Origin of the sequence: uncultured Pseudoalteromonas sp., from assembly GCF_963922945.1 — a bacterium.
Lineage (GTDB): Bacteria > Pseudomonadota > Gammaproteobacteria > Enterobacterales > Alteromonadaceae > Pseudoalteromonas.
This window is the reverse complement of the sequence record NZ_CAWUKC010000022.1, coordinates 16,448-42,719: the sequence shown is the minus strand read 5'-3', so window position 1 is coordinate 42,719 and position 26,272 is coordinate 16,448. Positions and strand designations below refer to the sequence as shown.

The 26,272-nt window shown below is 41.6% G+C and carries 24 protein-coding genes; 16 read left to right on the top strand and 8 right to left on the bottom strand.

Going from position 1 to position 26,272, the window contains the following annotated elements; all coding sequences use genetic code 11:
* The 3 genes from AABI99_RS07095 to AABI99_RS07085 all read right to left on the bottom strand — a co-directional run.
* On the bottom strand, positions 1–1,157 hold a 1,157-nt coding region (locus AABI99_RS07095), incomplete at its 3' end, for a VWA domain-containing protein (protein ID WP_338364864.1).
* Position 1,158: 1 nt separating this feature from the next.
* Positions 1,159–2,007: a MoxR family ATPase gene (locus AABI99_RS07090; protein ID WP_338364862.1), complete on the bottom strand. Its 849-nt coding sequence runs from the start codon at positions 2,005–2,007 to the stop codon at positions 1,159–1,161.
* 52 nt (positions 2,008–2,059) lie between these two features.
* Positions 2,060–2,299: a DUF1653 domain-containing protein gene (locus AABI99_RS07085; RefSeq protein ID WP_338364860.1), complete on the bottom strand. Its 240-nt coding sequence runs from the start codon at positions 2,297–2,299 to the stop codon at positions 2,060–2,062.
* Between the two features lie 60 nt (positions 2,300–2,359).
* Here AABI99_RS07085 and AABI99_RS07080 point away from each other — a divergent pair, with 60 nt between their 5' ends.
* The 11 genes from AABI99_RS07080 to rpoS all read left to right on the top strand — a co-directional run bounded on the left by AABI99_RS07080 (position 2,360) and on the right by rpoS (position 9,937).
* Positions 2,360–2,839 (top strand): DUF2947 domain-containing protein, encoded by a 480-nt coding sequence (locus tag AABI99_RS07080; protein ID WP_338364858.1) that lies wholly within the window; start codon positions 2,360–2,362, stop codon positions 2,837–2,839.
* A gap of 75 nt (positions 2,840–2,914) precedes the next feature.
* Positions 2,915–3,544: a hypothetical protein gene (locus tag AABI99_RS07075; protein ID WP_338364856.1), complete on the top strand. Its 630-nt coding sequence runs from the start codon at positions 2,915–2,917 to the stop codon at positions 3,542–3,544.
* 36 nt (positions 3,545–3,580) lie between these two features.
* The gene (gene ftsB, locus AABI99_RS07070; protein ID WP_338364855.1) at positions 3,581–3,871 is read left to right on the top strand and encodes a cell division protein FtsB; all 291 of its coding nucleotides are present in this window, start codon (positions 3,581–3,583) and stop codon (positions 3,869–3,871) included.
* Positions 3,858–4,559, top strand: a complete 702-nt coding sequence (ispD, locus tag AABI99_RS07065) for a 2-C-methyl-D-erythritol 4-phosphate cytidylyltransferase (protein WP_338364853.1) — start codon at positions 3,858–3,860, stop codon at positions 4,557–4,559. Before ftsB ends, ispD begins: the two co-directional genes overlap by 14 nt.
* A complete protein-coding gene (gene ispF, locus AABI99_RS07060) occupies positions 4,556–5,053 on the top strand; it encodes a 2-C-methyl-D-erythritol 2,4-cyclodiphosphate synthase (protein ID WP_338364851.1) in 498 nt (165 codons plus the stop codon). Before ispD ends, ispF begins: the two co-directional genes overlap by 4 nt.
* Positions 5,050–6,099 carry a tRNA pseudouridine(13) synthase TruD gene (locus tag AABI99_RS07055; protein ID WP_338364849.1) on the top strand — a complete coding sequence of 350 codons (1,050 nt, stop codon included), beginning with the start codon at positions 5,050–5,052 and terminating at the stop codon, positions 6,097–6,099. The genes ispF and AABI99_RS07055 overlap by 4 nt, the downstream gene beginning before the upstream one ends.
* Positions 6,080–6,844: a 5'/3'-nucleotidase SurE gene (surE, locus tag AABI99_RS07050; RefSeq protein WP_338364848.1), complete on the top strand. Its 765-nt coding sequence runs from the start codon at positions 6,080–6,082 to the stop codon at positions 6,842–6,844. Before AABI99_RS07055 ends, surE begins: the two co-directional genes overlap by 20 nt.
* Positions 6,834–7,472 carry a protein-L-isoaspartate(D-aspartate) O-methyltransferase gene (locus AABI99_RS07045; RefSeq protein WP_338364866.1) on the top strand — a complete coding sequence of 213 codons (639 nt, stop codon included), beginning with the start codon at positions 6,834–6,836 and terminating at the stop codon, positions 7,470–7,472. Before surE ends, AABI99_RS07045 begins: the two co-directional genes overlap by 11 nt.
* A 9-nt stretch (positions 7,473–7,481) precedes the next feature.
* Positions 7,482–8,060: a YqaA family protein gene (locus tag AABI99_RS07040; RefSeq protein WP_338364846.1), complete on the top strand. Its 579-nt coding sequence runs from the start codon at positions 7,482–7,484 to the stop codon at positions 8,058–8,060.
* Positions 8,061–8,102: 42 nt separating this feature from the next.
* Positions 8,103–8,927 carry a peptidoglycan DD-metalloendopeptidase family protein gene (locus AABI99_RS07035; RefSeq protein ID WP_338364844.1) on the top strand — a complete coding sequence of 275 codons (825 nt, stop codon included), beginning with the start codon at positions 8,103–8,105 and terminating at the stop codon, positions 8,925–8,927.
* A 35-nt stretch (positions 8,928–8,962) separates the two neighbouring features.
* A complete protein-coding gene (gene rpoS, locus AABI99_RS07030) occupies positions 8,963–9,937 on the top strand; it encodes an RNA polymerase sigma factor RpoS (protein WP_338364842.1) in 975 nt (324 codons plus the stop codon).
* Positions 9,938–10,003: 66 nt separating this feature from the next.
* Here rpoS and mutS read toward each other — a convergent pair whose 3' ends face one another.
* Entirely contained in the window at positions 10,004–12,589 is a 2,586-nt protein-coding gene (gene mutS, locus AABI99_RS07025) for a DNA mismatch repair protein MutS (protein ID WP_338364840.1), read from the bottom strand.
* 21 nt (positions 12,590–12,610) lie between these two features.
* Here mutS and AABI99_RS07020 point away from each other — a divergent pair, with 21 nt between their 5' ends.
* Positions 12,611–13,102 carry a nicotinamide-nucleotide amidohydrolase family protein gene (locus AABI99_RS07020; protein ID WP_338364838.1) on the top strand — a complete coding sequence of 164 codons (492 nt, stop codon included), beginning with the start codon at positions 12,611–12,613 and terminating at the stop codon, positions 13,100–13,102.
* 65 nt (positions 13,103–13,167) lie between these two features.
* On the top strand, positions 13,168–14,211 hold the full coding sequence (gene recA, locus AABI99_RS07015; protein ID WP_338364836.1) for a recombinase RecA: 1,044 nt from the start codon (positions 13,168–13,170) through the stop codon (positions 14,209–14,211).
* A gap of 108 nt (positions 14,212–14,319) precedes the next feature.
* On the opposite strand, the gene AABI99_RS07010 is transcribed toward recA, so the two are convergent.
* Both AABI99_RS07010 and AABI99_RS07005 read right to left on the bottom strand, forming a co-directional pair.
* Positions 14,320–16,446, bottom strand: coding sequence for a TonB-dependent siderophore receptor (locus AABI99_RS07010; protein WP_338364834.1), 2,127 nt, complete (start codon positions 16,444–16,446; stop codon positions 14,320–14,322).
* A 507-nt stretch (positions 16,447–16,953) separates the two neighbouring features.
* Positions 16,954–18,123 carry a DcaP family trimeric outer membrane transporter gene (locus tag AABI99_RS07005; protein ID WP_338364832.1) on the bottom strand — a complete coding sequence of 390 codons (1,170 nt, stop codon included), beginning with the start codon at positions 18,121–18,123 and terminating at the stop codon, positions 16,954–16,956.
* Between the two features lie 423 nt (positions 18,124–18,546).
* Between AABI99_RS07005 and acs the strand changes: the two genes are divergently transcribed.
* From acs to AABI99_RS06990, 3 genes are all read left to right on the top strand, one after another.
* Positions 18,547–20,487, top strand: a complete 1,941-nt coding sequence (acs, locus tag AABI99_RS07000; RefSeq protein ID WP_338364830.1) for an acetate--CoA ligase — start codon at positions 18,547–18,549, stop codon at positions 20,485–20,487.
* 104 nt (positions 20,488–20,591) lie between these two features.
* A complete protein-coding gene (locus AABI99_RS06995) occupies positions 20,592–21,242 on the top strand; it encodes a response regulator transcription factor (RefSeq protein WP_338364829.1) in 651 nt (216 codons plus the stop codon).
* A gap of 288 nt (positions 21,243–21,530) precedes the next feature.
* Entirely contained in the window at positions 21,531–23,126 is a 1,596-nt protein-coding gene (locus tag AABI99_RS06990) for an AbgT family transporter (RefSeq protein WP_338364827.1), read from the top strand.
* 74 nt (positions 23,127–23,200) lie between these two features.
* Here AABI99_RS06990 and purU read toward each other — a convergent pair whose 3' ends face one another.
* Together purU and AABI99_RS06980 are read right to left on the bottom strand one after the other, a co-directional pair.
* Entirely contained in the window at positions 23,201–24,031 is an 831-nt protein-coding gene (gene purU / locus AABI99_RS06985; RefSeq protein ID WP_338364825.1) for a formyltetrahydrofolate deformylase, read from the bottom strand.
* A gap of 294 nt (positions 24,032–24,325) precedes the next feature.
* Positions 24,326–26,212, bottom strand: a complete 1,887-nt coding sequence (locus AABI99_RS06980) for a hypothetical protein (protein WP_338364823.1) — start codon at positions 26,210–26,212, stop codon at positions 24,326–24,328.
* Positions 26,213–26,272 lie beyond the last annotated feature (60 nt).

The following is a 26,272-nucleotide window of genomic DNA, read 5'->3' as shown; positions in this document are numbered from 1 at the left end:
CCATCTAAACTCAGCGGGTACATTCTGTTATCCATTAGCTGCTTTATAAAATCAATTGATTGATAGTACGGCCAGTGTTCAACGGGTTGTGGATTGAGCCAAGCAACTTTATCAAAGTGGTTGGTGATTCGTGATAACCATGCACTGCCGGGCTCTTCGTTGTAGTGCTCTACTGAGCCGCCGGGGTAGGCGATTTCATAGGGGCCCATAGTGGCATCGCCAACAAATATCACTTTATAGTCGCTGGTAAATTTATTAATCAGCGTCATGGTGTCGATGATGTTTGAATGGCGGCGTGCGTTGTCTTGCCAAACGTGCTCGTATAAGCAGTTATGAAAGTAGTAAAACTCTAAATGTTTAAACTCGCTGTGGGCTGCGCTAAATAGCTCCTCGCAGGTATGAATGTAGTCATCCATTGAGCCGCCAATATCAAACAGCATTAATACTTTTACGGCATTGTGGCGCTCGGGTGCCATTTTTAAATCTAACATGCCGCCTTGTTTGGCGGTTGCACGAATAGTCTCATTTAAATCAAGGGTGTCACTTGCGCCTGTGCGGGCAAATTTACGTAATTTTTTAAGGGCGAGCTTTATTGTACGTGAGCCAATTTCACGGTCGGAGTCTAAATTGCGGTATTCGCGTTTATCCCACACTTTTACCGCTTGGCGATGTCGGTTACCGTCTTGCCCTATACGCACGCCTTCTGGGTTATAGCCATATGCGCCAAAAGGTGATGTACCACCAGTGCCCACCCATTTATTGCCACCTGCGTGGCGTTTTTGTTGCTCTTGTAAACGCTCTTTTAGGGTTTTCATGAGCTCCTCGAGCCCACCCATGGCTTTTAGCTGGGCTTTTTCTTCATCGCTTAGGTGCTTTTCAAATTCTTTCCGTAACCAATCTTCAGGTAGGTTGTGCTGTTGCTTTAAACTCTCGAGCAGGTCTAAGTCGACAATGCCGCTAAAGTAATCGCTAAAAGCTTTGTCGAACCTGTCAAAATGGGTTTCGTCTTTTACCATTATGGTGCGTGCTAAATGGTAAAAGGCGTCTACGTCGGCAAATATAACGCCTTTTTTTAAGGCGTTAATTAAATCGAGCAGCTCGCGCAGGCTTACCGGTAAGCGGTATTCACGTAGTTTGAAGAAAAACGCAATCAACATATTAACGGCGGCTCATAAAGGCTAATTTTTCGATTAGGCTTATGTCTTGCTCGTTTTTAAGTAAGGCGCCAAACATTGGCATTAAGCCGCCTTTTTGGGTTTTGTCGTGCAGTGTTTTAGCGTCTATATCTTCGGCCATTAAAAGCTTTAACCAATCCAGCAGTTCGCTGGTGGAAGGCTTCTTTTTAAGGCCGTTTGCTTCGCGCAGGTTAAAAAATACTTCGAGAGCTTGGCGAACTAAATCTTGTTTAACATTAGGGTAGTGTACATCAATAATTTGCTGCATTTCTTCGCTGCTTGGAAAATCAATATAGTGAAAAAAGCAGCGGCGTAAAAAGGCATCAGGTAGTTCTTTTTCGTTGTTTGACGTGATGATCACAATAGGCCGCTCTTTGGCTACAATGCGCTCGTTAGTTTCGTATACATGAAACTCCATTTTATCAAGCTCTAGTAGTAAGTCGTTTGGAAACTCGATGTCGGCTTTGTCTATTTCGTCGATTAATAGTACAGGGCGTTTGCCGTTAAGTTCGGCGTAGTTAAACGCTTGCCACAGCTTACCTTTAACTATGTAGTTACCAATATTATGTACGCGTTCATCACCTAATTGGCTGTCGCGTAAGCGCGACACCGCGTCGTATTCATACAAGCCTTGCTGCGCTTTGGTGGTAGATTTTATATGCCACTGAATAAGCTCGGTATCTAAACTTTTTGCAAGCTCCTCAGCCAGCATGGTTTTTCCCGTGCCTGGTTCACCTTTAATTAAGAGTGGTTTTTCGAGCATAATGGCGGCATTGACAGCTTGTTTAAGCGAGCTGCTAGCGATGTAGTTGTCGGTAGAATTAAATTGCACGGGTTACCCTTATCTGGTCTGAGCAGTTTTGAATGTGTTTATAATGCCATAGTTAATCTGCAGGTCCAAGGTATGCAAACCTAGGTATGGTTTCGCCGTCTTTTTCAACGGTTTCTAAAAACATGCTTAACGGGCGTGCCCACATGCCATACTCGCCATATAGGGCTTGGTATATCACTAATTGCTCGTCGGTTTCGCTGTGTGTAGCTACGTAAAATACTTTGTATTGCGGGCCTTTGTAGTGTTGGTATATACCTGGTTTGAGGGAAAGTGGTTTTATTGCTGTAGTCATGTTTTGATCTCTTGTATAATTGCGTTTGCTTTTTATTATGCCAAAGAATACACCAACACTATGAATTATATTTCTCTCGATGATTACAAAAAAGCCTGGGTTTTTCGTCATAAAGACCTTCCTGTACCTGAGCAAGATGCAGCGCGAATAAAACCAATGACCAGCGAACGTGCTGCGGTACTTTGGACCACAATGGTAAGCCGCGAATTTGACCACCCCGACTTTTTTGATAAAACAGATTGGTGCGGTAAAGAAGAAAGCTTTAGCGAACAAGTTAATTGGGAAGATGCGTGGGAAAATGGCGACGAAAGCTTACCGCAAGCTATTTTGGAGCATTTAGATTGGCAGGCTAATACCACGGTTTATTTTTGTATGGCGCGCGATAACGTTATCGAAACCACCTTTGATGTATTTAAACGTAATTGGCAAAACTTTATGTTTTTAGCAGATGGCAGTTTATTAATTGGTAAAAAGCGCAATACTGTGGTGCAATTTTTAGAAAGCGGTATTGCTAAATTAGGTGAAAAGCCAAGCGCTTAAATTGCTACGCGCGCTTAAAAAGTAATCGCCACTGTGCTATAAAACAGCTACCTAATTGTTTTTTGAGTATAACTATTGGTAGCGAAGAGTCAGCCACTTGCAGCTCAGCAGCAAGAAATATGGCAAAGTGATGCGCAAAAAGTGTTGTATGCACAATTGTGTAATGCGTTTTATCAGCGTGAGGTGCAGCGTTTAGTGGCGGAGCCTAATGCCGATAAACTTCGCCGCCAACTAAAAAGCTTACCGTATTATATAGAACGGGCAGCAACTTTGGTTGCTAATGGAAGCTCACCGTTTACGCTTGACTCACAAAATGGCTCGTGGCTTGAAAAACAAAAGCCAACACCGCCCGAGGTTAACGCTCAGGCAAATGAACTTTTTTATAAAAAACATGCCCAAGTGGGGCTAATAGTGCCGGTGTTAATAAATAGCCATGATCAAATTAGGCTAAGAATAGACAGCATAGATCAAGTAAGCGACAGTAAATTGCATTGTAATGAACTAGGCTGGTTTGATTTTTTTGGTAAAGGCTTAGAGCAAGCTAATGCGCAGTTGCTAAAACCCAGTAAAATGAGTTTAACAGCGGCATGTTGTGGGCATCAGTGGCAATTTTCAAAACGCTGTGCACCTAGGCTACTTTCACTCAGAGAGATGCTATTAGCCAGTAATATTAATTGGCGTAATATAAAGCGCCCAAGAGCCTAATTTTATTTAAAAACGAAAACCAATAGGGAGTGTTAAATGCGGTTTTTTCAACTTGGCTTGTTGTGCTTAGCACTGTTTATTCAATACCGACTTTGGTTTGGTCACAACGGTGTGCAAGACTATACGCGTTTAAAAGCAGCTGTGGCTTCTCATCAACAAACGAACGAAAAACTCATTAAGCGTAATAAAGTACTTACCGCTGATATAGAAGACTTAAAGCTTGGTCAAGAAGGTATAGAAGAGCGCGCTCGAAACGAATTAGGAATGATTAAACCGGATGAGACGTTTATACGCGTATTACCGGCAAAAAGACATGAAAACGAATAATACAATTGCTGCCATAGTACCCGCTGCAGGTGTTGGCAGTAGAATGCAGCATACAGCCCCAAAGCAGTATATTAAATTGGCAGGTAAAACTATTTTAGAGCATACGCTGTGTAAGCTTTCGCAATTACAAAACTTAAGCCAAATAGTGGTCGCCGTGAGCCAAACCGACCCTTACTTTGATAATCTTGCACCTATTGATTCGCGTATTGTTCGTGCAAAGGGGGGGCAAGAGCGTGCCGACTCCGTGCTCAATAGCTTATTGTTTTTAGAGAGTAACCCTCCTGAGTGGGTACTAGTGCACGACGCAGCTCGCCCCTTAGTCACCATTGACGATATAAACACCTTAATAACGCATTGTATAGCCGATAACGAAGGCGGTATTTTGGCCAGTAAAGTAAAAGACACCATAAAGCGTGGTAACACGCATAGCGAGCAAACCGTGCCTCGTGATGATTTATGGCAAGCGCTTACTCCGCAGCTTTTTAAATATGATGAGCTTATAAAGGCGTTGCATGAAGCGCTTTTACAAGGCGTAACAATTACTGATGAAGCCAGTGCCATTGAGTGGGCAAATAAGCCCGTTAAGCTAGTTGCAGGGCGTAGCGATAATATTAAAATAACCACGCCAGAGGACTTAGACTTGGCGAGGTTTTTATTAAACAAACAACAAAACGAGCAAGCATTATGATTCGAATTGGCCATGGTTTTGACGTACACAAATTTGGTGGCGAAGGCCCAATAACAATATGCGGCGTAAAAATTGATTACTCGCAGGGCTTCTTAGCACACTCAGATGGCGATGTTGCTATTCATGCATTGTGCGATGCTATTTTAGGCGCCTTGGCGATGGGGGATATTGGTAAGCATTTTCCGGATACGGCGAGCGAATATGAAAATATCGACAGCCGCATTTTACTTCGTCATGTTGTAGGCCTTGCCAAAGAGCAAGGTTATATACTGGGCAATGGCGATGTCACTATTGTGGCACAAGCGCCTAAAATGTTGCCACATATTCACGCTATGCGCTCAAATTTAGCTAGCGATTTAAATTGCGAACTTTCACAAATAAATGTTAAAGCGACCACCACTGAGAAGCTTGGCTTTGAAGGGCGTAAGGAAGGTATTTCTAGCCATGCGGTGGTTATTATGAGTAAAGCGCCTAAGAGTACAGCAAGCGCATGAGCGACTTAAATTACTTATACGGTGCGCCGCTTTCAAAAGCTGATTTTAAAACCATTGCCGAAGATTTTATGGTTGATGAAGACCTAGGTATAGAATTTACCGGCAGCGGAGAGCATGTATGCTTACAGGTGGTAAAAAAAGGTGAAAACACCCAGTATGTAGCCAAGTTAATTGCACAAAAGGCTGGCGTATCACCGCGTGAAGTAAGCTATGCCGGCATGAAAGACCGTCACGGCGTGTGCAGTCAATGGTTTAGTGTAAAAGTACCGATTAAAAAGCACATAGATTTTACAGAGCTCAATAGTGAAAGTGTTTTTGTAATTGCGCAGCAACGCCACGAACGCAAACTTCGCACCGGCTGCCATAAAGGCAACCGATTTACTATTACCCTTCGTAATGTAACCCAGCCGCTTGATATATTATGCCGTATTAATGCTGTACGTGCTGGCGTGCCCAACTACTTTGGTGAGCAACGATTTGGTCGCGATGGCCATAATCTAGTGATGGCCGAAAAAATGTTTGCTGGTGAGCGTATTCGCGATAAAAAACTTCGCGGTATTATTATCTCCGCAGCCCGTTCACATGTATTTAATCAAATAGTGAGCTTGCGTGTAAAAGAACATGGGTTAGCTAAAACTATGCACCGTGAAGTATTTATGCTTAGCGGGAGTAATGCCTTTTTTGAGGATGCAATAAGCGATGAAAACATAGCGCGTTTAGCATCTGGCGATATTATGATGTCGGCCCCTATGGTGGGTAAAAGCGAAAAAGGCTTAACTGAACAAGAAAAAATATGGCTAAAACCATACCAAGCATGGTGTGAGGGTTTAGGAGAATTAGGTCTTAAAAATGAGCGCCGAATGCTGCGCCTTCTTCCGCAAGATTTAGCCATAGAAACACTAGACGAAACCACATTAAAATTAAGCTTTGGTTTGCCTAAAGGGTGTTTTGCTACCGCACTTTTACGTGAGCTGGTGGATTACACCGATGCAAGCCCTAATGAGCGAAAAGAAAAGGACAGTCAAAATGAAGATACTGCTAAGTAACGATGATGGTGTTAATGCTAAAGGCATTGCTGTTTTGTATCAAGCACTCACGCAAATTGCCGATGTAACTCTTGTAGCCCCAGATCGTAACTGTAGCGGCGCCAGTAACTCGTTAACATTAATAAATCCACTGCGCGCTACTAGGCTTGAAAACGGCTTTATATCGGTTAATGGTACCCCGACGGACTGCGTGCATCTAGGTGTAAACCAGCTTGTAGATGAAACTCCCGATCTTGTTGTGGCCGGTATTAACCATGGCGCTAACTTAGGCGACGATACCTTATATTCTGGCACCGTTGCGGCAGCAACCGAAGGCCGCCATTTAGGTTTACCCGCAATTGCCGTATCGCTTTGCTCGCACCATGGTGAGCACTTTGAAACCGCAGCAGCGGTGACCGTTAATATAATTAAAGGCCTTGCTTCGCACCCACTGCCAAAAGATCAAATTATTAATGTAAATGTACCCGATGTTCCTTTAAGTGAGCTAAAAGGGGTGCAAGTTACCCGCTTAGGTGCTCGTCATAAAGCCGAAACCATGACCAAACAAACCGATCCATGGGGACGTGATATCTTTTGGTATGGCTCGCTAGGTACTGAGAGTGATGCAGGTAAGGGCACTGATTTTTACGCTATTAATAACGGTTATGCTTCGGTGACCCCATTAAGTGTTGATATGACGGCAAAAGAGAGTATTGAAGCGGTTGGGCAGTGGTTAGCTGAAATGGAGATAGATGGTGCTGGCTAATTACTCCCGTAGTGCAAATGCGCTTGCTAAGCTTTTAGAACAAGAAGGGGTAGAAGATAAGCAGGTATTAAAAGCCATCGCAGATATACCGCGCCACGCTTTTATTGATGATGTATTAAAACACAAGGCGTACGAAAATACCGCGTTGCCAATAGGGCAAGGGCAGACTATTTCGCAGCCCTATATTGTGGCGCGTATGACCGAGCTGCTTTATTTGGCTGGGGTGCGAGATAAAGTGCTAGAAATTGGCACAGGCTCTGGTTATCAAACAGCGGTATTAGCAAAATGTTTTAACAAAGTATATTCGGTTGAACGTATTAAGGCATTGCAATGGCAAGCAAAGCGACGTCTACATCAACTTGATTTATACAACGTAACCATGAAACACGGCGATGGTTGGCAAGGTTGGCAATCACAAGCTCCATTTAATGGTATTATAGTGACCGCAGCCGCATCAAAAGTACCGCAAGATCTACTCTCTCAACTATCAGATGGCGGTGTTCTACTCGCCCCTATAGGCGATAAAGAACAAAAATTAACCATGGTTATTCGCCAAGGCAATAACTTTACAGAGCATGTAATTGCGCCAGTACGATTTGTACCCCTAGTACCTGGTGACATTGAATAGGAATTCACGTTGAAATTTTTTACTAAGTTATACGACATGGCCCTTGTATGGGCAAAACACCGTTTTGCTGAGCGCTATTTAGCTGCTATGAGTTTTGCCGAGTCGGTTTTTTTTCCAGTGCCACCCGATGTGATGCTTGCCCCTATGTCGCTTGCTCAGCCAAGTAAAGCATGGCGATTTGCTAGTTTTACAACAGTTGCATCAGTACTTGGCGGTATCGTAGGTTACCTTTTAGGCTATTGGCTATTTGAACCTGTTGTTCAACCTTTTATTGAGCAGATGCACTGGCAAGAAAAGTTTGAAACCGCGCTTACATGGTTTAAAGAATATGGCGTGTGGGTGGTATTTTTAGCTGGTTTTTCACCTATCCCATACAAGGTATTTACTATAGGGGCGGGTGTTTTACAGATGGCATTTTTGCCATTTTTAATTGCATCTGCGGTTGGACGTGGTGCGCGCTTCTTTTTAGTTTCTGCTTTAATGAAGTGGGGCGGCGCGCAAATGGAAAAAAAATTACGTCAATATGTAGAAGTACTTGGTTGGGGTTTGGTTATATTAATTGCTGTTGCTTACTTTTTATTGCGCTAACCGGCAAAAGTAGTACTTTTTATTATTTTGGAGTAAAACACCTTGAATAGTCAGCATCTAATATATGTAATTGTATTTATTGCTATTATTATTTCAGGGTGTTCATCTCGTCATAGTCCAGCGCCTGTTAGCAGCCTTAATACAAATGTAACTGATTTTCAAAAAGGGATAAATATAGCTGGAAACAAATATAAAGTTCAAACAGGCGACACTTTATATTCAATCGCGTTTAGCGCAGGACTTGATTTTAAAACACTTGCAAAAAATAATGCAATTCCATCACCTTACGTAATATATCCCGGCCAGGTTATTTCACTCGATGCGAGTAATAGCATAGTGAGTAGGGATAGTTCACCAGCCATACAAAAACCTATAACGACCAAAATAAAACAAAAAACTAACAAAAAATTAAAGAAAAATCTTGATCAGCCGAAACAACGAGAGTATGTTCGAAAACAAGCCAATAAAATAGTTAGTAATGCTAAACCCTCGTCGAGCAGTAAAGTACAGTGGTTTTGGCCTGCAAAGGGCAAAGTAACGAAACGCTTTTCTAATAAGGAAAACGGTTACAAGGGTTTACAGATTACTAACCGTAAAGGGGCTTCAGTTTTAGCCGCAGCACAAGGAACGGTGGTGTATGCGGGTAATGCGCTTCGGGGATACGGTAATTTAATCATTTTGAAACATAATGATGATTACCTAAGTGCTTATGCACATAACTCGAAACTACTTGTTAAAGAAAAGCAGAAAGTTAAGGCAGGACAAAAAATAGCAGAAATGGGCAAGTCAGAATCTTCGGTTACTGCGCTTCGTTTTGAAATTCGCTACCGTGGGCAAGCTGTCAATCCTGCTAAATACCTTCCCTAATTTCTAGGTATTGATAATTGCTCGGGAGAAGGCTTATGGCTAACGCAGCAAAACTTGACAAAAACACCACCGATGAAAAATTTGATGACACCGCAGTAGAAGAAACTGCAGCGCTACTCGAAGAAGTCGATAACGAAGAAGAGATCTTTGCAAAAGAGGAAGTCACTAAAAACCTCGATGCAACTCAGCTTTATTTAGGAGAAATTGGTTTTTCTCCCCTACTTAGCGCAGAAGAAGAAGTATTTTTTGCCCGCAAATCGCTACGTGGATGTGAAGCATCACGCAAGCGTATGATTGAAAGTAACCTACGTTTAGTTGTAAAAATTGCCCGCCGTTATAATAACCGAGGATTAGCACTTTTAGATCTAATTGAAGAAGGTAACCTTGGTTTAATCCGCGCCGTTGAAAAGTTTGACCCAGAGCGCGGCTTTAGATTTTCAACTTACGCAACATGGTGGATACGCCAAACAATTGAACGCGCTATTATGAATCAAACGCGCACAATTCGTTTACCAATTCATGTAGTTAAAGAATTAAATGTATACCTGCGTACAGCTCGCGAGCTAACACAAAAGCTAGATCATGAGCCAACAGCAGAAGAAATTGCCCAAAGCCTAGGCAGACCCGTAGAAGACGTAACAAAAATGCTGCGTTTGAACGAAAAAATTGCCTCAGTTGATACGCCAATTGGTGGCGAAAACGACAGTGCGCTGTTAGATATTATTGCTGATGAAAAAAGCGCAGGTCCTGAGGGAGAAGTTCAAAACAACGACATCAACAAGCATATTGTAGATTGGCTAGGTGAGCTAAACCCTAAACAACGCGAGGTATTGGCGCGCCGTTTTGGTTTACTTGGCTATGAGCCATCAACCCTTGAAGATGTTGGTCGCGAAATTGGTTTAACGCGAGAACGTGTAAGACAAATTCAGGTAGAAGCACTTCGCCGCTTAAAAGATATTTTACAGCAAGAAGGGTTAAGCACAGAAAGTTTGTTTGACCAGTTCTCGTAATAGATTTAATACAGCCTATGTGTTTAAAAGCTGAAGGATAAAACCTTCAGCTTTTTTATGCCAAACCTAAAGCAGTGCTTTTAACTTATAAAGTAACTCATGTGCTTGGCGCGGTGATAGGTTGTCTGGGTCTATTGCGCTAAGCTGTCCTTCAACCTCAGAGGGCTCAGGTTCCGGTAGCTCATTAGCAAATGAAAACGCCTGCTGCTCAGCATTAGGTGCTGTCACACTTTGATGACTTTCGAGTAGTTTTAACTTTTGCTTTGCTTGGGCTATTACAGCTTTAGGTACGCCGGCAAGCGCAGCGACCTGTAAGCCAAAACTTTTACTTGCCGCACCATCGAGCACGGTGTGCATAAATGCAATGGTATCGTTGTGCTCTATGGCATCTAAGTGCACATTAACAAGCCCCGCTTTTTGCTCGGCAAGCTCTGTTAATTCAAAATAATGAGTAGCAAAGAGTGTTTTAGCAGATATTTTTTGAGCTAGATGATCGGCCGTTGCATAAGCAAGAGATAACCCATCGTAGGTACTGGTACCTCTGCCAATTTCGTCCATCAATACTAGCGACTGAGCTGTTGCGTTATTTAATATTGTGGCGGTTTCTGTCATTTCTACCATAAAGGTTGAGCGGCCAGAGGCTAAGTCATCGCTTGCGCCAATACGAGTAAATATTCGGTCAATATTACCAATTTTGGCACTATCAGCAGGCACGTAGCAACCAATGTGCGCCATCAGTACAATAAGCGCGGTTTGACGCATATAGGTTGATTTACCACCCATGTTAGGACCAGTAATAATCAACATTTTACGCTGGCTATTTAGCTCCACAGGGTTGGCAATAAAAGGTTCTTTCATTACTTGCTCTACCACCGGGTGACGACCTTGCTTAATGCTTATATTGTCATCATCGCAAAGCTGTGGTTTTGCATAGTTAAGCGTTTGAGCGCGCTCTGCTAAATTATTCAATACGTCTAAGTCGGCCAACGCACTAGCCATTATTTGAAGCTGTTCAATATTTGGTGCTATAAACTCAAATAGCTCTTCATATAACTGCTTTTCAAGCGCCAGTGCTTTTGATTGGCTGCCAAGCACTTTATCTTCGTGCTCTTTTAGCTCAGGTATTATATAACGCTCATTATTTTTAAGCGTTTGACGGCGAATATAGTCATCAGGAACTAAATGTGAGTTTGCACGGCTCACCTCAATGAAAAAACCATGTACTTTGTTGTAACCAATTTTTAATGTGCTGATACCTGTGCGTTCGCGCTCTCTGAGCTCTAATTGCTCAAGTATATCGGTTGCGCCTTGACTCAAGTTTCGCCACTCATCGAGCTCGCTGTTGTAGCCTGGTGCAATAACGCCTCCATCGCGTATCAGCACAGGGGGGTTATCAATAACAGCGCGCTCAAGTAAAGCTTGCAGCTCAGGCAGCTCTTCAGAGTGGCGGACAATACTAGCAATACGCTCATCATTCGCATCGTTTAATAATGCGTGTAATGGGGCAAGCGCTTGCAGGGCAGTGCGAAGTCGAGTCAGATCGCGCGGGCGTGCGGTGCATAAAGCAAGACGTGCAATAACGCGCTCTATATCACCAATCTCTTTTAAAGAATCGTGCAACTCGCCATATAACTGCGCATCTAAAATCGCACTAATAGCATTTAAACGTGAGTTAAGCTCATTTTTGTTTCGTACAGGTGTATGAATGCGGCGTTTAAGTAAACGCGAGCCCATGGCTGTGGCCGTTTTATCAAGTACTTGCGCTAGGGTGTTTTCAAAACCGCCAGATAAATTAACGGTTAGCTCTAAATTTTTGCGTGTTGCGGCATCTAAAATAACAGCGTGTTCATTATGCTCAAGCGTTATAGCGCGAATGTGGGGTAGGGCAATGCGCTGTGTATCTTTTACGTACTGCATCAAACAGCCCGCAGCAACTAAAGCAGTATGCGCTTTATCTACACCAAAACCAACTAAATCTTTAGTGCCAAACTGCTCGCACAGTAAATGCTGAGCGGTGTCTAGATCAAATTCCCATTCAGGGCGTCGGCGTGCCCCTTTTATATGCTCAATTAAATGAGTGTTTTCAAAACTTTCACAATATAAAAGTTCAGCAGGTGCTAAGCGTTGTATCGTTGAAGTGAATGCTTCGTCGGTGGTAACTTCGACAATGTTAAAACGCCCTGAATTAATATCAAGGTAGGCAACACCATAAAGCCCTTTTTTATTTTGCCATACACTGGTGAGAAAGTTATCTTGGCGCTCTTGTAATAAGGCCTCATCTGAAATAGTACCTGGTGTAACAATACGTACTACTTTACGCTCAACGGGTCCTTTACTGGTAGCGGGGTCGCCAACTTGCTCACATATAGCAACTGATTCGCCCATTTGCACTAAACGCGCTAAATAGTTTTCTACTGCGTGATAAGGCACGCCCGCCATCGGGATGGGATCGCCACCGGCTTTACCGCGATGTGTTTGTGAAATATCGAGTAGTTGTGCCGCGCGTATAGCGTCGTCAAAAAAGAGTTCATAAAAATCCCCCATACGATAAAACAATAAAATATCGCGATGCTCTGATTTTATTTTTAGATACTGCTGCATCATAGGGGTTTGTTGTTTTATAGTGTGTGGTGCATAAAGATCAAACGACATGTACTTACCCAAAGGCTGAATATGGAATTACATCAAGAGATTACAACACTTGCTGCGCAATTGGGCGTTATTTTAACGGATAAACGCTTATGGATCACTACCGCAGAATCATGTACCGGGGGCGGAGTGAGCTATGCGCTAACAGATACCCCTGGTAGCTCGGCTTACTTAGGCCGAGCTTTTGTCACATATAGCAATGAAGCAAAGCACGAACTACTTAATGTAGCTAATACCACGCTAGAAAAATTTGGTGCAGTGAGTGAACAAACAGTAAAAGAGATGGCATTTGGTGCGACAAACATGGCCAAAGCCGATGTTGCTATAGCAATTTCGGGGATAGCTGGGCCAGGCGGCGGCATGCCCGATAAACCCGTTGGTTTAGTATGGTTTTGCATACAAATTGCCGATAAGCAATTCACGTTTAAGCAAGTATTTGAGGGTAATAGAGCGAAAGTTCGAGCTCAAGCTATTGAATTTGCATTAAAAAGCACTATCGAGAAGATAAATTTATAAATATAACTTGATACTGTAATTTCATACAGTATACTTGTTCGCATTAGCCGGATTTGGAGAACAGAATGAACGATAATAAACAAAAAGCGTTGGACGCTGCCTTATCACAAATTGAGCGTCAGTTTGGTAAAGGATCAATTATGAAACTGGGCGATAACAAAGCCCTAAATATTGATGCTGTATCTACAGGCTCACTTGGGATCGATATTGCTTTAGGCATAGGCGGTTTACCTATGGGGCGTATTGTTGAAGTGTATGGTCCTGAATCATCAGGTAAAACAACGCTTACTTTGCAAGTTATCGCACAAGCACAAAAAGAAGGCAAAACATGTGCCTTTGTTGATGCTGAGCATGCTCTTGATCCGGTATACGCACAAAAGCTAGGTGTGAATATTGATGATCTACTAGTTTCTCAGCCAGATACCGGTGAGCAAGCACTAGAAATTTGTGACATGTTAGTACGCTCAAGTGCTGTAGATGTTGTTATTGTTGACTCTGTTGCAGCACTGACTCCAAAAGCTGAAATTGAAGGCGATATGGGTGACTCACACATGGGTTTGCAAGCACGTTTAATGTCGCAAGCATTGCGTAAGCTTACAGGTAATATTAAGCGCTCAAACACATTGTGTATTTTCATTAACCAAATTCGTATGAAGATTGGTGTAATGTTTGGTAACCCAGAAACAACAACAGGTGGTAATGCACTTAAGTTTTATGCATCTGTGCGTATAGACATTAGACGCATTGGATCTGTTAAAGAAGGCGACGAAGTCATAGGCAACGAAACTCGCGTTAAAGTAGTTAAAAATAAAGTTGCTCCCCCGTTTAAACAAGCTGAATTTATCATCATGTATGGTGAGGGTATTTCTAAGCATGGTGAGTTAATTGATTTAGGTGTTAAGCACAAAATTGTTGAAAAAGCAGGTGCTTGGTACAGCTACAATGGCAATAAAGTAGGCCAAGGTAAATCAAACTCAATTAAGTTTTTGAAAGAAAACGTAGAAATTGCAGATGAAATAGAAGGCAAGTTACGTGATTTGCTGCTATTAAAGGCAACTGTTGAACCAGAAGACGGTGAAGATGTATTAGGTGATGAGTCTGACCTTTAAGTTATAAAACGTTCTCTAAGCTTGATTTGACCCGAGCTTTAAAAGGCGCTAACCATTACTGGTTAGCGCCTTTTTGTATTTTACTTCAGCTAACAATAAATTAGCTGATTATAGCTGCCAATTAACTGAAAGCGCGTAGTTACGTGGCGCGCCATAGTAACCTTGAGCCCAGTATAGGCTGTGTAGGTACTTTTCGTCTGTGGTGTTATTAACGTTAAAAGTAACCCCCACATTTTCTGTAATTTTGTAGTTAGCCATTAAATCAAGAATACCGTAAGCATCTTGATTAGTGGTTACAAGTGCAGCACCGGTTGCATCTTCAACTTGGACGCGGCTAACAGAATCCTGCCAGCGGTAGTTAGCACCAAATGTTAAGCCTTCAACAAATGGTACTTGGTAAGTTGCAGCCAGTTTTAGCTGATTCTCTGGCGTGTAATCTTCAACTAAATCATCACCCTCAATACTTAAGTTACTAAAGCTGATACTTGCACTTAAATCGTCGGTTACTTTACCACTTAGTTCTATTTCAAACCCATCACTGTTGATCCCATCAGCACCATAATAACGTGTATCGTTTGGTAATGAATCTGGTAATGCAACGGCTAGGTTTTCTTGCTTTGCATCAAAGTAAGCAAAGGTGACAAATACTTGGTCGTCTAAAAGCTGTGCTTTTAAACCGATTTCGCTACTTTTACCTGTAATTGGCGCCAACTGCTCAGCATTTATATCAAGTTCTTTTTGTGGTACGAACGTTTCTGTATAACTTGCATAAGCGGAAAGCGATTCATTGAAATCGTATACAGCTCCAACATAAGGAATAACTTCGCTATCGTCACGGGTTTGTTCAACACCATAAGCACTACCAGAAGTTTCCCAATCTGTGTAACGCACACCGGCTAGTACGCTTAACGGTGCGCTTAATTTTATGCGAGTAGATATATAAGCTGATTGTTGCTTGTTTTCTATCTCGCTGCCATTTAAACCATCAGCAAGAGTTGCCTCAGGCGCTACACCATCCCATGTGTCAAGCGATGGCATCGCAGGAAAGCCGTTGCCCGTTGTGTAGTCATAAAGCGACTGCTCGTTGTAATCCATTTTTGCTTGGCTAACACCAAATGATAGGTCGTGCTCTTGGCCAAATAAATCAAATTTACCGCTGGCGTACAAGTCAAATAAATCATGTTTATCTTCGTAGTCGTAACGGCTTGCGTAGCCTGTTAAACCAAGACCTGTCTCTCTATCTGGTGTTCCGTATACGTAAAATAGCTCTGAGTCTTGCTCATTTTCTATGTGTGCATAACGCGCCGTTGCAACCCATGTAGCTGATAGGTTTTGTTCAAGTGTTACGTAGACTTGCTCTGCGCTGTTATCCCAGTATGACCAATCGGCTGCAGTGCTTGTAGATACGTCGTAATCTGTAGCAGTGCCATCGGTATAGTAAAGAGGCAGTGCACCCCAAAGAGGGCTGTCGGCATCTTTTTGTTGGTTAACATAGTTAATGCTTAGCGTTGTATCGTCAGTTAGTTTGCCTTCGTAGGCTAGGTAACCAATTGTTTTATCTGTTTCGTAACGATCAAGGTATGACTCAGCTTTTTGCTTTGTAAAAACTGCACGTACAGCGTGATCATCATTAATCGGTGTAGAATAATCTAGCTCTAAGCGCTTGTTATCCCAAGAGCCGTAAGACAAAGACGCATGGGCTTGTGTTATATAGGTTGGTTTTTTTAGCACCATGTTTACAGTTGCAGAAGGGTTACCTGCACCTGTCATAAGGCCGTTTGCACCACGTACAATTTCTACTCGATCGTAAATAGAAGTATCTAAAGTGCCTTGAATAGAACCAGAGCTTTGTGGAATTCCTAAACCATCAACCTGAAAGTTTGTTATTTCAAAGCCACGGGCTTTAAAGTAAGTACGGTCAGTTTCTATTTGCTCTACAGTTACACCTGGTGTGCTCTCGAGCACTGAGTTGATATCATCTAGTGAAAAATCATCCATTAAAGCACGAGAAACAACAGAAATACTTTGAGGTGTTTCTTTAATTGTTAGGCCTAATTTTGTAGCAGATTGCGCATCTTCAGTGATGTAGTTTTTATGATGCTGGCCGTATACTGCTATTTTTTCTAATGTATCATCTGTATTTGTTATAGCTTCTTGTGCAAATGCATGACCAGATAAAGCGAGTGAAGTAAAAAGACTGAGCTTAGATAAACGCAAAATTTGTTGGGACGACATGTGTTTTTCCAAAAGGTTCAAAAAAGAAGTGCACAACATAATCTAAATGAGAGTGATTTTCAATAACAAAGATTGTTGTTTGAGCAAATTAATATACTTTTAGGTAAAGTTAAGAATTTTAGTGGATTTTAGCAACTAAGTAGCTGCAAAACTGATACAGGGTCAATTCTGTCTTATATCTAATATAGTGGCGAGCCTTATAATACAAGCCCTATAACAAAAGAGCGGTTTATAACTTGTCGATCTTTGCAAATAAAAACTTGCTCAAGCTGGGGTCTGTTTAATCATGGTGCTCGATTTGTGGCATAGTGGAGTCGAGTATTGCCGAGTAAAGCATCCCTGTGTGTAGCAAAGAGTAAATAGCTGAAGAAGCTCCCTTTAGACAGCGCTTAATTGGCATTAATGCAAGGTTATTGCGAAATTATCAGGGAGTAATGCCCACTAAGGCTTTATGTCTTGGTTTAAAAAAAGCGGCCTAAGCCGCTTTGGTGTGATCAATAAATCTAATTAAAAATTGTATTTAACAGAAAATTGTAAACGGTCTAAATCGCCGTCAACACCACCTTCTGTCTCACGCTCTGCATGCTTAAACTCAGCACCAAATGTTAAGCGCTTAACCGGTGAATATAAAATATTTGCACTAAAGCTTTGGCTAGATTCAACAGGATCACCAGAGATAGCTAATAAATCGGTGTTGTTGTCAGCACTAAAGAAAGAATATAAGAACGTTGAGCGCCACTGGCTTGTCCACTTATGTTGATATGCAACAAAACCAGATGTTGAGTCTATTGCGTCTAGCTCATCTCCATTAAGCACTGCACCGTGGGCAACATTTAAGCCCACGTAACGTCCAAGGCCTTTACCTTGAGTAAGCATAAATTTAAGGTAGTCTTCACCAAAATTTACACGCCCTGATGCGCTTATACCAAAAGAGGTCTCATCGGCATCTACATCACCTACTTTATAAGTAAGTTGTCGAGCAAGCGCAGCAACGACAAAGTTACCCCAATCGGCATTATGTGTGTAACGTGCGGTAAAATCAGGTAATGATGCATCATCGGTTTCTACACGTGTGCCACCTTGTGTGGTAATGGTACTTTCTGGGTTCTCTAAAGAGAACGACCATGCGCCTGTTGTGTATTTAATTTGTGTTTGACGAACAAAAACAGTGCCTTCAGCTGGGCCTACAAAATCAAGGGTCTCAGCAAGTGCACCCACATTTTGAAAGTTTGACCAAGTTTGACCAAATAACCAACCATCGTAAGTAACAAATGCATGGCGAATACGCGGAGCATAAGAGTTTGATACGCGCTCGTTACCACCTGGTGCTGATGCCAAAAAGTCTAACTCAATTTTAGTTTTTACTGTTTTACCGTTATCCATTAAAGTTGATGTGCCAAAGTTGAAACGTGACTCACGCGCATGCATATCAAATACAGCATCAGAATCGTCATCGTCACCAACTGGCAGCGTGCTTGGCACATAAAAATCACGGCCAACGCTTGAGCCCGAAGGGGCGCCTGCAGAGTAATCGCTCCACATAGTATCTAGCTTAATGTATCCGCCGTATGTAAATTCTGTATTACCTATTTTTGCTGCTGTTGCAGCGTGTGCTGTGCTTGTTAATGCGCATAGTACTGCGCTTGCTGCCAATGTTTTTAATGGGGTAAATTTCATTGTGGTGTCCTTCAAAGGCTACTTGTTGGTTATTACTTTTAGACGTTCAAATGTATTACTTGCTACAGGTACTACTTACGAATAAAAGTTTTTACTTATCTTGCATCACGTTACGAATTCATTGGTTAAATAAGAGTTTAAGTAGCATGATTGCATCATTATTTTTGTGTTCAAAAACCACTTTTAAATATGTGCAAAATTTACTCAATTACCTATTGGTCTATAAGACCAAGGTTTAAGAGTAATTCGATAGCGACTTACTTATATTTAACATACTGTATTTATATGTAAAAAAGTCATGAGCCGCGAGATTATAAACGACAAAACGTTAATTAGAAGGGGCGTACAACTAAGGTCTAATACTTAATAAAGTACTGCTGAGTAATCCTTTAATCATGGCAAGTTATTAAAATGGAGACTGAGATGTCACAAAGTATCTATCCTGTTCCTGCACACATAAAAAAAACGACGTTAGTTGATAACGAAAAATATAATACACTCTACAAACAGTCGATTGATGACCCACAAGGGTTTTGGCGTGAACATGGTCAGCGCTTAGATTGGTTTACTCCGTACACTAAAGTAAAAAATACCTCATTTGATAAAGGCCATATAGATATAAAGTGGTACGAAGATGGTGTTTTAAATGCCTCTTATAACTGTATTGACCGCCACTTAAAAACCAAAGCCGATAAAATTGCCCTAATTTGGGAAGGTGATAACCCAAATCAAAGCGAAAATATAACCTATCAACAATTACACGATGAAGTGGCACGCTTTGCCAATGGCTTAAAAAAACTGGGCGTACAAAAAGGTGACCGAGTTGCTATTTACATGCCTATGACGCCGCAAGCAATTTACGCCATGCAAGCCTGTGCGCGCATTGGTGCTATTCATTCGGTTGTTTTTGGTGGTTTTTCTCCCTCTGCAATTGCAGATCGCATAAAAGACTCAGGCGCAAAAGTGGTGATCACATCTGATGAAGGCCGCCGAGCGGGTAACTGCGTACCTTTAAAAGCCAATGTTGACGAGGCCGTAGCGCATGAATCTGTAACGAGTATTGAACACGTTGTTGTGCATCAGCTTACCGGTGGTGAGGTTGAATGGAACGAGCACGACATTTGGTGGCACGACCTTGTTGCTGATTTACCAGCGCAATGCGAACCGGAGCCAATGAACGCAGAAGACCCACTCTTTATTTTATATACATCAGGTTCAACGGGTCAGCCAAAAGGTGTAGTACATACTACTGGTGGCTATTTAGTTTATTCATCAATGACTCACGAATATGTATTTGATTTGCAAGAGGACGACGTATATTGGTGTAGCGCCGATGTAGGTTGGATCACTGGCCACAGCTATATTGCATATGGCCCGTTAGTTAATGGCTGTACGCAAGTAATATTCGAAGGTGTGCCAACTTACCCATCAGCTGGACGTATGGGTGAGGTGATTGATAAGCATAATGTCACCATTTTATATACAGCCCCTACAGCAATTCGTGCGTTAATGGCGAAAGGTAATGAGCCTACAGCGTCTTCAAAACGTGAAAGTTTGCGCATTTTAGGGTCGGTGGGCGAACCGATTAATCCAGAGGCATGGACCTGGTATCACGAAAATATTGGTAATGCTAATTGCCCAATTGTCGATACGTGGTGGCAAACCGAAACGGGCGGCATTATGATCACACCGCTGCCAGGGGCGACCCAAACTAAGCCGGGTTCTGCTACTCATCCGTTTTTTGGTATTGCACCAGCGTTATATGATGCAGAGGGTAATACACTTGAAGGTGCGGTAGATGGTAACTTAGTTATTTTAGATAGCTGGCCTTCGCAAGCGCGAACAGTTTATGGCGATCACGAACGCTTTGAACAAACCTACTTTAGTGCTTACCCTGGTGTTTACTTTACAGGCGATGGTTGTCGTCGTGATGAAGATGGCTATTACTGGATCACTGGTCGTGTTGATGATGTGCTTAATGTATCAGGACATCGCTTAGGCACCGCTGAAATTGAAAGTGCTCTAGTGGCTCATGACGCAGTCGCTGAAGCGGCAGTAGTTGGTTATCCGCATGATATTAAAGGCCAAGGTATTTATGTTTACATTACACCCAATGAAGGTGTGACGGTAAGCGATGAATTAACAACGCAAGTTCGTAACTGGGTCCGTAAAGAGCTAAGCCCAATAGCTTCCCCTGATATGATTCAATGGTCACCAGGTTTACCAAAAACGCGTTCAGGTAAGATTATGCGTCGAATTTTACGCAAAATAGCCGCAAATGAGCACCAACAGTTGGGAGATACATCAACACTTGCAGATCCTACGGTGGTCGATGAGCTTATTGAAAATCGATTAAATCGTTAAATGCGCGTTAAAAACTTGATTACAAGTTGATTCTAAACGTAGTATATCGGCTGCCACTAAGTATTTATTTTCTTAGTGGCAGCCGAATTTATTAGGAGCGAACCATGAGTCAGTTTTTAATAGCGGATGATCATCCGTTATTTCGCGAAGCACTAAAAGGAGCTTTAAGTGCTAAGTTTGACGATTTAGAGGTATTTGAATCATCAGACTTTGATAGCACATTGCAAGTACTTAGCGAACAAGAAGACCTTGATATATTACTGCTAGATTTACACATGCCAGGTAATGGCGATTTATATGGCCTGATACGCATTCGCGAAGACTACCCAAGTTTACCTATAGCAGTTGTATCAGGAAGTGAAGATATAAACATAGTGTCTAAAGTAATGGGTTACGGCGCAATGGGTTTTATACCTAAATCATCATCATCAGATGATATTGCCAATGCCATTAATCAGATACTTGAAGGCGATACGTGGCTTCCAAAAGAGCTCAAAGATAAAGTCGCCGAGATTGAAGGAGAAGACAGAGAAATAGCAGCGCAGGTTGCATCACTCACACCACAGCAATATCGTGTATTACAGTACCTTCATGAAGGATTACTAAATAAACAAATAGCGTACGAATTAAATATTTCTGAGGCAACAGTCAAAGCACACATTACCGCAATTTTTAGAAAACTGGGTGTTTACAACCGAACCCAAGCCGTTCTAATTGCAGCTAAGTTACAATTAGAGCCAATAGAACAAACCTAAAATATTAACAAGGCGAGGGGGTATTCCTTTCGCAGATTAATTTACGGTTGTATGTTTGGTATTGAAGCAATACAGAGCCTATTTATGCGCTGCATTTATAAATAGGTGATGACATAGCGTCAATACTAAACGTAAGCTGCATTAAATTGAGCAACGCAAAGTATAAACAAGCCAATAGTGTTAGGGCGCTAGTTATACTCAAAATCTACATGTCATTTACCTTTAATACATGATCTCTTTTGCAAACAATGCTAGGTTAGCGCAGTTTTGTAATTTATAGAGCCAAGTATGACAGACTCCACACACTCACCTAATAACCAACCTAAGGATAATAACGGTTTATTTAATCGCTTTTTAGCAACCGTTGAGTTTTTAGGAAATATGCTTCCTCACCCCATTACTTTATTTGCAATATTTGCAGTTTCAATCATTTTGATCAGCGGTATAGCAGATTGGTTTGGTTTGAGTGCAATTGACCCAAGGCCTGTTGGCGCGCCAGGGCGTGCACCTGATGGTGTCATTGAGGTCGTTAGCTTACTCAGCGCAGAAGGACTGCAACGTATTATGGCAGGCCTTGTAACTAATTTTACCGGCTTTGCGCCGTTAGGTACGGTATTAGTAGCACTGTTGGGTGTGAGTGTTGCAGAGCACTCAGGGCTACTCTCAGCTGCAATGCGAGGCATGGTGATGGGCGCCTCAAAGCGTTTAGTTACCTTTATGGTTGTATTTGCAGCCATAATGTCTAACACCGCATCAGAGCTCGGTTATGTGGTGTTGATCCCACTTGCCGCAATGATATTTCATAGTTTGGGACGCCACCCTTTAGCTGGTTTGGCCGCTGCATTTGCCGGTGTTTCTGGCGGCTATAGCGCGAACTTACTACTTGGCACAATAGACCCATTATTAGCAGGTATAACTACGCCTGCAGCACAAATGATTGACCCAACTTATGAGGTTGGCGCTGAAGCAAACTGGTATTTTATGATGATATCGGTATTGCTTATTGCAGCACTTGGTACGCTGGTAACCGAGAAAATAGTTGAACCACGTTTAGGTAAATACAACCCAGATGAAGCTGGCAGCGACTTATCACAAAACAATATTGATAAACTTACTTCGCTTGAGAAAAGCGGTTTAAAGTGGGCGGGCATTGCGCTATTAGTGGTGCTGGCCTTATTTGCTTGGACGATTATTCCCGAAGACGGCATTTTACGCCACCCAGAAACAGGTCAAGTGGCAGGCTCGCCTTTTTTAAAAGGAATAGTCGCAATTATATTTGTCACCTTTAGTGTGCCAGGCTTTGTTTATGGGCGTGTTGTTGGCAGCATGAAAAACGATAAAGACATTATTAATGCAATGAGCAAAAGTATGAGCTCAATGGGTTTATATATAGTATTAGTATTTTTTGCAGCCCAGTTTGTGGCCTTTTTTAAATGGACTAATTTAGGCACTATTTTGGCAATTAATGGTGCAGCACTATTACAAGCGTTAAACCTCACCGGCCCAGAAGTATTTGTATTGTTTATATTAATGTGTGCATTAGTGAACCTAAGTTTAGGCTCATCATCGGCGCAGTGGGCGATTACAGCGCCTATTTTTGTGCCTATGCTTATGCTTATTGGTTACGCGCCAGAAACCATTCAGGCTGCTTATCGTATTGGTGACTCTGTAACTAACTTGATTACACCTATGATGAGCTATTTTGGCTTAATTTTAGCGGTAGCAGTTAAATATAAAAAAGACATGGGCATAGGGACGTTAGTGGCCACCATGCTGCCATACAGTATTGTGTTTTTTATTGGCTGGGTTATTTTGTTTTATGTATGGGTGTTTGCGTTAGGCTTGCCAGTTGGGCCTGAGTCACCTATTTACTACACACCTTAATACGTTAATTAACATAAAAAGCCAGCAGCAGGGGGGACTTGCAGCTGGCTTTATAATATGTAAAAAATATTTTTTTAGCTAAATACCACGGTTTTATTACCGTTAATAAATAGTTTGTGTTCAGAGGCAAGCTGAAGCGCTTTACTAAACACGGTTTTTTCTACGTCTTTACCCATTTTAGCCATCATTTCAGCGGTGTTAGCATGCGTTACGCTGGTAACATCTTGTAAAATAATAGGGCCTTCATCTAGCTCATTATTTACAAAGTGAGCCGTAGCACCAATAATTTTTACGCCGCGCTCAAATGCTTGATGATACGGTTTAGCGCCAATAAAGGCAGGTAAAAACGAGTGATGTATATTAATAATTTTGTTCTCAAAGCGACCCACAAATTCAGGGCTTAGTATGCGCATGTATTTTGCTAAGCCAATTATATCTGGGTTGTAAGAGGCAATTAAATCACCTACTTGTTGGTCATGCTCTGCGCGACTTAAGCCAACGTGTGAGACAACATGAAAAGGCACATCAAAGCCCTTTGCTAACGGCTCTAAATCTGGGTAATTGGCAATGACAGCTAATACTTCAATATTTAACGCTTGCTCAAACTGTTTTAGTAATACAGTTCCTAAACAATGCGCTTCTTTTGTTGCAAGTAGCACTACTTTGGTTTTTGTATCATCATGCAGAGCAAGTTGTGCACCCTCAGGTAATAAAGCGCGTAATTGCGATAAAAAATCACTTTGTGGTTCGCCCGTTAGCTCAGTGCGCATAAAAAAGCGCTTGGCGTCTTTATCTACAAACTCGTTATTACGTGTAATATTTAAATTGTGCGCGTGACAAAGCCCTGTAATTTTGGCAATTAAACCTACATCATCGTCACATTGGGTGGTTAGTATATAGCTCATTTTCCTCATTCTTACCCAGATTATAATTGCTTCATTATTTGGTTTTTAACGCATAAAGCAAGGGGTTTATGCGTTAATTTAGAATTAATCAGCTAATTAGGTATAAATGATTCAATTAAGTGAAAAAGAGTTAAAGCTAAGTTAATTGTAGAGCAGGTAAATACCTAAATTTTAACAAGCTGGTATTTAAAAAGGTTTAGCAGTAAGTATTTAGTGCGCCACGGTTTGTAACCTAGTTGCCTAGATTACAAACCGTGGCGCAGTTTAGCTTTTACAAATATAGCTAAGTGATTATTAAGCTTTAGGCTCTGGCGTTAAGTTCTCTTCTTGTCTTAAGTAACCAGCAGCCTCTTCATCTTCTTTTGTAATTGCTTGCTGATTAGGCATTGCACGGGTTTGTTGGTTTAACTGGTGTATTTGCGATGCATTGCCTAAATCGCGCTCACTGGTAATAGAGGCTATCGATTCGCGGTCTTTCAGAAAGGCAATCACATCGTTTTTAATTGCTTGTAATTGGCCTTCATCTTTGTGCATTTCCATTATATGGCGTGGGTGCTCAAGGTTTTTCATGCCAGTAGCTGCAAATGTGCTCGAAATAACACGAGAAACAATGACCCAAGGCGTTATACTGCTACGCACTAAGGTGTTTTCAGAGCGAGTGCTATCGTGAATACCGGTTCCTGTTGAAATTTTTGACTCAGTAAATGTGCCTTCACATTTAAAGTACACAAGTAATGATTCAAACTGCATTTCAGCAAAAAATAAGTGTGCGCAGTTAGCTAATAAACGAGCAAAGGCTTTAATAATTATTGCTATTATAAAAATATGAACACTGCTCATTAGTAAGCTACCAAACTGTATAACATTTTGACTGTTAAACGCTTGCTGTAAATTGTTAATATTAGCGCTATTTATATAGTAATAAACATCAATGAGTGAATAGGCTAAAAACACCGTTAATACTAGTGCCACAATATAAAGTAAATTAGCACTTATAAGCGCTATTAGTCTGGTAAGGGTAAAGCTTTTTCCTAATTCTACAGCGTGTAGTTTAGGCTGAACCTCTTGAATCATTTCGCCTCTAAAACCGCCTTTGCCTTCAATTTGCTCTTGCAGCTTAGGGTCAAGCTCGCGGTACACTCTATTAGGTACTTCTTTGTAGCGTCTATTTGCCATCACAAGGTTATCAAGGTTTATAAATACTTCATCAGGGTGAACAGACTCTTGCCAGTTTTCGCGTAATTCTGACACTTCGGCGGCAGGGTTTACTGCGTTTAAACGTGCTTTGATCATTGTAAATACTAATGCGCAGCTTAATGTTGCTAATATAATAATAGCAATGAGGTATAGGCCAGCATGTAAGTTTGGTAGCTGTGTAAGCCACGCGTCTATTTCTTGCTTACTAATATGTTGCTCTTGCATTAGCCACGACATAGAAAGGCCAATAACGATAGGTAAAATAAACGACAAAGAGATAATTTTAGCGAGTGTACCGCCTCCCAGTGCTTCAATATTTCTTTCAGCGTTACGAGAAATCGGCTTGCTACTTGAACGCCAAGAAAAAAGCAAATAAAACATCAAAATTGTGCTGTAAATCGGAAAAGCTAATTCGCCAGCTTCGCCAGTAAAGCCCGATAGAGAGACAAATGCAACAAGGCCGTACGCAACTAAGGCAACAAGGGTGCTAACCCATGAGCCAAATAATCGCTGCGCAACATTGCGAATTGGATAAGGTAAAAATAACAGTTTGGGAATTAAGCTGTGTAATAAACGAGATAAAAACCCGTTAGGTTCTTTAAAGGTACTGTTTTTACGACCAACCAGCATTTCTTCAAGCGATTGCGCATTATAGGCGACTTCTTTTTTTTCTTCTTGTGCGGTAGAGCTTTCTGACTTACTAAAATTATACGCAAGCGAAGTTGGGTGGTTTCTGCCAACAAAGTATTTTAAGGTGGCGTAAATACCTGTTGATAAAGAGCGAATGCCCAGCGCTAAAATAAACATGCCAAACAGCATTAAAATCCACCCTGCGGTGGTATCTTCTTTTACTGAACCTGCTGCTATAACAAGTAAACTAATGCCTGCAATTGACTCAATAAGGCCTCTTGCAGCGGTTACTTTACCCTCAAGTTTAAATGGATTTTTTAATCCAAGATCAATCGAACCATAATCAAATGCCACTATATGCTCCTTTTAAATAGCAAAATTATTGAAAGGGGATGGTTATTTCCGTATGTATTA

Bases quoted from the DNA above. Each gene is read 5' to 3' on its own strand.
- mutS (WP_338364840.1), bottom strand. From the start codon at position 12,589: ATGTCGTTTGATCTTTATGCACCACACACTATAAAACAACAAACCCCT.
- surE (WP_338364848.1), top strand. From the start codon at position 6,080: ATGAAGATACTGCTAAGTAACGATGATGGTGTTAATGCTAAAGGCATT.
- AABI99_RS06990 (WP_338364827.1), top strand. From the start codon at position 21,531: ATGACAGACTCCACACACTCACCTAATAACCAACCTAAGGATAATAAC.
- AABI99_RS07005 (WP_338364832.1), bottom strand. From the start codon at position 18,123: ATGAAATTTACCCCATTAAAAACATTGGCAGCAAGCGCAGTACTATGC.
- rpoS (WP_338364842.1), top strand. From the start codon at position 8,963: ATGGCTAACGCAGCAAAACTTGACAAAAACACCACCGATGAAAAATTT.
- AABI99_RS07085 (WP_338364860.1), bottom strand. From the start codon at position 2,299: ATGACTACAGCAATAAAACCACTTTCCCTCAAACCAGGTATATACCAA.
- acs (WP_338364830.1), top strand. From the start codon at position 18,547: ATGTCACAAAGTATCTATCCTGTTCCTGCACACATAAAAAAAACGACG.
- AABI99_RS07020 (WP_338364838.1), top strand. From the start codon at position 12,611: ATGGAATTACATCAAGAGATTACAACACTTGCTGCGCAATTGGGCGTT.
- AABI99_RS07080 (WP_338364858.1), top strand. From the start codon at position 2,360: ATGAATTATATTTCTCTCGATGATTACAAAAAAGCCTGGGTTTTTCGT.
- AABI99_RS07055 (WP_338364849.1), top strand. From the start codon at position 5,050: ATGAGCGACTTAAATTACTTATACGGTGCGCCGCTTTCAAAAGCTGAT.
- ftsB (WP_338364855.1), top strand. From the start codon at position 3,581: ATGCGGTTTTTTCAACTTGGCTTGTTGTGCTTAGCACTGTTTATTCAA.
- recA (WP_338364836.1), top strand. From the start codon at position 13,168: ATGAACGATAATAAACAAAAAGCGTTGGACGCTGCCTTATCACAAATT.
- purU (WP_338364825.1), bottom strand. From the start codon at position 24,031: ATGAGCTATATACTAACCACCCAATGTGACGATGATGTAGGTTTAATT.
- AABI99_RS07010 (WP_338364834.1), bottom strand. From the start codon at position 16,446: ATGTCGTCCCAACAAATTTTGCGTTTATCTAAGCTCAGTCTTTTTACT.
- ispF (WP_338364851.1), top strand. From the start codon at position 4,556: ATGATTCGAATTGGCCATGGTTTTGACGTACACAAATTTGGTGGCGAA.
- AABI99_RS06995 (WP_338364829.1), top strand. From the start codon at position 20,592: ATGAGTCAGTTTTTAATAGCGGATGATCATCCGTTATTTCGCGAAGCA.
- ispD (WP_338364853.1), top strand. From the start codon at position 3,858: ATGAAAACGAATAATACAATTGCTGCCATAGTACCCGCTGCAGGTGTT.